The organism is Phenylobacterium sp. (assembly GCF_036263695.1).
GTDB lineage: Bacteria > Pseudomonadota > Alphaproteobacteria > Caulobacterales > Caulobacteraceae > Phenylobacterium.
In genome coordinates this window covers 1-5,101 of sequence record NZ_DATAGM010000346.1, presented here as the reverse complement: position 1 = coordinate 5,101, position 5,101 = coordinate 1, and the positions used below count along the sequence as shown (strand labels likewise).

6 protein-coding genes are annotated in these 5,101 nt (G+C 71.5%); all 6 read left to right on the top strand.

The annotated features are described in order from the left end of the window. The first annotated feature begins 97 nt into the window (after window positions 1–97). A complete protein-coding gene (tolQ, locus tag VHK87_RS13980; protein ID WP_329635501.1) occupies window positions 98–796 on the top strand; it encodes a protein TolQ in 699 nt (232 codons plus the stop codon). Between the two features lie 4 nt (window positions 797–800). After that, window positions 801–1,295: a biopolymer transporter ExbD gene (locus VHK87_RS13975; protein WP_329635500.1), complete on the top strand. Its 495-nt coding sequence runs from the start codon at window positions 801–803 to the stop codon at window positions 1,293–1,295. Next, the gene (locus VHK87_RS13970; protein WP_329635499.1) at window positions 1,292–2,218 is read left to right on the top strand and encodes an energy transducer TonB; all 927 of its coding nucleotides are present in this window, start codon (window positions 1,292–1,294) and stop codon (window positions 2,216–2,218) included. Before VHK87_RS13975 ends, VHK87_RS13970 begins: the two co-directional genes overlap by 4 nt. 93 nt (window positions 2,219–2,311) lie before the next feature. Continuing rightward, window positions 2,312–3,610 (top strand): Tol-Pal system beta propeller repeat protein TolB, encoded by a 1,299-nt coding sequence (gene tolB, locus VHK87_RS13965; protein WP_329635498.1) that lies wholly within the window; start codon window positions 2,312–2,314, stop codon window positions 3,608–3,610. Window positions 3,611–3,745: 135 nt separating this feature from the next. Beyond that, entirely contained in the window at window positions 3,746–4,303 is a 558-nt protein-coding gene (gene pal, locus VHK87_RS13960) for a peptidoglycan-associated lipoprotein Pal (protein WP_329635497.1), read from the top strand. A 100-nt stretch (window positions 4,304–4,403) separates the two neighbouring features. Next, the coding region (locus VHK87_RS13955) for a tetratricopeptide repeat protein (protein WP_329635496.1) at window positions 4,404–5,101 on the top strand (698 nt) is incomplete at its 3' end.

The following is a 5,101-nucleotide window of genomic DNA, read 5'->3' as shown; positions in this document are numbered from 1 at the left end:
GCGCTTCGCCCTCTGGTGGGCTAGGCGATTCGCCTTAAGTTCGCCACCGGGACGAATCACACCCTCCCGACCCCGACAGCCTTCCGGAGCCTCGCCCTTGGACGCCCAAGTCACGCCCGAGTCCTTCACCTTCCTGAACCTGTTCCTGCGCGCGGACTGGATCGTGAAGCTGGTGATGATCGGACTGGCGCTGGCCTCGCTCGCCTCCTGGGCGGTGATCCTCGACAAGCTGTTCCGCTTCTCGGCGTTGAACCGCGAGGCCAACCGGTTCGAGGACGCGGTGGCCGCCGGCCGGCCGCTGGAGGACCTGGCGGCGGAGGCCGGCGAGGCGCCCCGTCACGCCCTGCCGCGCATGCTGCAAGGCGCCCTGCGCGAGTGGCGCGATTCCCGCGCCAAGAGCGGCTCCGACAGCCAGGCCGCCTTCCTGATCCAGCGCATCGACCGGGTGCTGGACACGGTGATCGCCCGCGAGTCCCAGCGCATCGAGGATGGCCTGGGCCTCTTGGCCATCGTCGCCACGGCCTCGCCGTTCGTCGGGCTGTTCGGCACCGTCTGGGGCATCATGCGCTCCTTCCAGGCCATCGCCGTGGAGAAGAACACCAACCTGGCGGTCGTCGCCCCCGGCATCGCCGAGGCGCTGTTCGCCACCGCCATCGGCCTGGCCGCCGCGATTCCCGCCTACATCGCCTACAACAAGTTCTCGACCGACGCGGGCCGCTTCACCGCCAGGCTCGAGCACTTCGCCGACGACCTGTCCACCGCCATCCAGCGGCGGCTGGCCGAACGGGCGGCGTAGCCAAATGGCCCTCTCGGTCCACGACGCCTTCGCCGCCGGCGGCCGGCGCGGCCGACGCCGCCGGGGCCGCCGGGGCGCGCTATCCGAGATCAACGTCACGCCGCTGGTCGACGTGATGCTGGTGCTGCTGATCGTCTTCATGATCTCCGCGCCGCTGCTGACCGCCGGGATCCCGCTGGATCTGCCCAAGACCGAGGCGGCCGCCATGCAGGACCAGCCGGAGCCGATCAGCGTCTCGGTGCGCGAGGACGGCGCCATCTTCATCCAGGAAGACCAGGTGCCTTTCCAGAGCCTGGGCGAGCGGCTGGCCGCCGTGGCCGGCGCTGACCGGGAACGGCCGATCTTCGTGCGGGCGGACGGCCGGGCCGCCTACGAGACCGTCGCCCAGGTGATGGCCTCCCTCTCCACCTCGGGCTTCACCTCCATCAACCTGCTCACTGACACGGGCGGCCCCTCGTCGGGGGCGGCCGAGATCGCGCCGGAGACGCCGCAGCCGTGACCGCCGCCACGCGCGAGCGTGAGTTTCCGACCGGCTGGCTGGGCTCGGTGCTGCTGCACGGGGCGCTGATCGCCGCCGCGCTGGTCACCTGGAAGACCCAGGAGATCCAGGGCGGCACGGTGGTGCCGGTGAAAATCGTCACCAACGCGGCCCAGACCAACCTTCGGCCGGCCATCGAAGCGCCGCTCGAGCAGACCGCCCAGACCGAAGCGCCCGTGCCCGACGCGCCGTTGGAGACCGTCGCGCCTGCGCCGGATCCGGCGCCGCCGACGCCTGCGCCGCAGCCCGCGCCCAAAACGCCGCCGCAGAAGTCGGCTCCCACGCCCCAGCCGACACCCAAGTCGCCGCCGCAGAAGGCCACACCCACGCCGCAGCCGGCCCCCAAGGCTCCGGCCCAGAAGGCGACGCCGACGCCCGCGCCGAAGACGCCGGCGCCCAAGGCGCCGGCGCAGAAGCGTCCGGCGACCAAGAGCGAGGAGTCCCTCGACCTGGACGCCCTAGCCAACAGCCTCTCCAAGCTGCGCCCCACCGGCGGCAGCCGCTCGTCCGCGCAGAAGGGGCAGAACCGCGCCGAGACCGCGCGCCAGGCCCGGCCCAACGCCGGCGAAGGCATGGCGGCCAGCTCGATCCCCGGCCTGCAGGACCGCCTGGAGGACGTCTGGAACCCCAACTGCACCGTCGAGGGCGGCCGCGACGTGCGCGTGCGCGTGACCTTCGTGGTCGGCCCGGGCGGCGTGATCGATCGGGAGAACCCGCCCACCGCCGGGGGGCTGGAGACCTCTTCGAACCCCGTGGTCCGGGTCGCCGCCGAGCGGGCCATCCGCGCGGTGCGGCAGGCCGCCCCGCTGACCATGGTGCCGCGCTCGAACTACGGTAAGCCCATCACCGCCAATTTCGACCCCACCAAGGGGTGCGCCGGATGACGAGCCCATAAAATGGCTGTCATTCGCCGTTCATCGCGAATCTGCGCTGTTGAAGCTGCAAAGCTTCAGGCGCGGCTGAAGGAGACGTCCCCCATGCGATTTCGCGCCCTGATCCTGGCCATCGCCGCCTCGCTCGCCGCCGTCGCGGCGGCCCCCGCGGCGCAGGCCCAGGTCGAGATCGACGTCAACCGCGCCAACGTCCAGCCGCTGCCGATCGCCATTCCCGCCTTCGGGGGCGGTCAGGTCGGGGCGGACATCTCGGGCGTCATCCGCGCCAACCTGGAGCGTTCGGGCCTGTTCCGGCCGCTGGACCCGGGGACATTCATCGAGCGCGACCTGACTGTCGCCGTGCAGCCCAGGTTCGGCGACTGGAAGGCGATCAACGCCCAGGCGCTGGTCAACGGCCAGGTGACCGTCGAGCCCGGTGGGCGGCTGCGCGCCCAGTTCCGGCTGTGGGACGTGTTCGGCGAGCAGCAGCTATCGGGCTTCGAGTTCACCTCCACGCCGGAGAACTGGCGGCGGGTGGCCCACAAGATCTCCGACGCCATCTACGAGCGGCTGACCGGCGAGAAGGGCTATTTCGACACCCGCGTGGTGTTCGTCGCCGAGAGCGGCGGGCGGACCAGCCGGGTCAAGCGGCTGGCGATCATGGACCAGGACGGAGCCAACCCCGAGTACCTCACCGACGGCTCCTACATCGTCATGTCGCCGAGGTTCTCCTCCACCAGCCAGGAGATCACCTACATGTCGCTGCGCCCGGAGGGCTCGGCGATCTGGCTGTTCAACCTGGAGACCGGCCGGCGCGAGAGCCTGGGCCAGTTCCCCGGCATGGTCTACGCGCCGCGCTTCTCGCCCGACGGCAGCAAGGTCGCCTTCTCGGTGGAGCGGGGCGGCAACTCCGACGTCTACGTCATGGACCTGCGCAGCCGGGCCAGCCGGCGGCTGACGGCCGATCCGTCCATCGACACCTCGCCGGCCTTCTCGCCGGACGGCTCGCGGATCGTCTTCAACTCCGACCGCGGCGGCAGCCCGCAGCTCTACGTGATGAACGTCGACGGCTCGGGCGTTCGGCGCATCTCGTTCGGCTCGGGCCGCTACACCACCCCTGTCTGGAGCCCGCGCGGCGACATGATCGCCTTCACCAAGCAGCAGGGCGGCCAGTTCCACATCGGCGTGATGAACTCGGACGGATCGGGCGAGCGGATCCTGACCTCCAGCTACCTGGACGAAGGGCCGACCTGGGCGCCGAACGGGCGGGTGCTGATGTTCTCGCGCGAGACGCCCGGCGGCGCGCCCCGGCTGTGGACCGTGGACGTCACCGGCCGCATCTCGGCCGCCGCCCCCTACCCCTATTCCGCCTCGGACCCGGCGTGGTCGCCGTTGCTCAACTGATACGGTCATGACGGCGCCTGCAGGGACCATCGCGACAGTTCGCAATCTCGCCAAAATCATGGCGCGAGTGCGCCTGAGCGCCGCCGTCGGCGGCTACCCCATTCGAAACCCCCACGAGGAGACGGCTAAGTGCTGATGACGAGCCTTTCCACCCCCCGCGTCCTGCGCCTGGCGCTGATCGTCGCGGCCACGGCCTCCATGGCCGCCTGCGCTTCCAAGCCCAAGCCGCAACCGACCGGCCCGACCGGTCCCGCGCCCGGCGCCCAGGGCCCTGAAAGCCCGGTGATCCCCGGCCAGCCCGGCGACGTCGGCCAGGCCGCCACGCCCGGTTCCGAGCAGGACTTCGTCATCAACGTCGGCGACCGCGTCTACTTCGACTTCGACAGCTACGAGGTCCGCGCCGACGCCGGCCCGGTGCTCGACGCCCAGTCCGCCTGGCTGAACCGCTACCCCGCGGTGCGCGTGCGGATCGAAGGCAACGCCGACGAACGCGGCACCCGCGAATACAACCTCGCCCTGGGCGCCCGCCGGGCCAACTCGGTGCGCGACTACCTGGTCTCGCGCGGCGTCTCGGCCTCGCGGATCACCACCATCTCCTACGGCAAGGAGCAGCCGATCGATCCGGGCACCAGCGAGGAGTCCTACCAGCGCAACCGGAACGCCCGCACGGCGATCACCGGCGGCGCCCGCTAGAACCTAAGCGAGGGGAGCGCCCGGCGGTCCCCTCGCCGACTCGCCGCACCTTCCGACTCTGGCCGCAATTCAGCGCGCCGCATCCCAGATGATCCGGACCATGACGATCCGCCGTTTCGCCGCGACCACCGCCCTGGCGCTCACGCTCGGCGCAGCGCTGCCCAGCCTCGCCCAGACGCCGATGCCGGACCCGCTGGACGCGCGCGACGCGCGCCGGCTGGACCGCATGGAGCAGGTGGTGCGCGAACTGCGCTCCATCGTCTTCCAGGGCCGCGACACCGGCAAGCCGGTGGTCGTCCAGCCGGCCGAGACCGACTACCAGATCCAGGAGCTCAACCGGCGTCTGGCGGATCTCGAGCAGGCCCTGACCCGGGTGAACGGCCAGCTGGAGACCACCACCTTTGAGCTCGACCAGGCCCGCCGGCGGGGCGACACCCTGCAGGCCGAGAACAAGGCCCTGACCGAGCGGCTGCAGGTGCTGGAGCAGCGCGTGGCTGAGCCGCCGCCGCAGCCGGAACCGGCGGTCAGCGCCGACCCGCAGGAGGCCTTTCGCGCCGCCAAGGCGCTGATCGACGGCGGCGACTTCGACGCCGCTGAGCAGGCCTTCGCCGCCTTCGTGGAGCAGCACGCCGACAGCCCCCGCGCCGCCGAGGCCCACTACTGGCTCGGCAAGGCCCAGGCGGTGCGCAACGCCCATGTGGAGGCGGCCGGCTCTTACGTGGAGGCGATCCGCGGCTGGCCGAAGACCGGCTGGGCGCCCGACGCGGTCGTCGAGCTCTCGCGCTCGCTGATCGCTCT

Bases quoted from the DNA above. Each gene is read 5' to 3' on its own strand.
- VHK87_RS13975 (WP_329635500.1), top strand. From the start codon at position 801: ATGGCCCTCTCGGTCCACGACGCCTTCGCCGCCGGCGGCCGGCGCGGC.
- pal (WP_329635497.1), top strand. From the start codon at position 3,746: ATGACGAGCCTTTCCACCCCCCGCGTCCTGCGCCTGGCGCTGATCGTC.
- tolB (WP_329635498.1), top strand. From the start codon at position 2,312: ATGCGATTTCGCGCCCTGATCCTGGCCATCGCCGCCTCGCTCGCCGCC.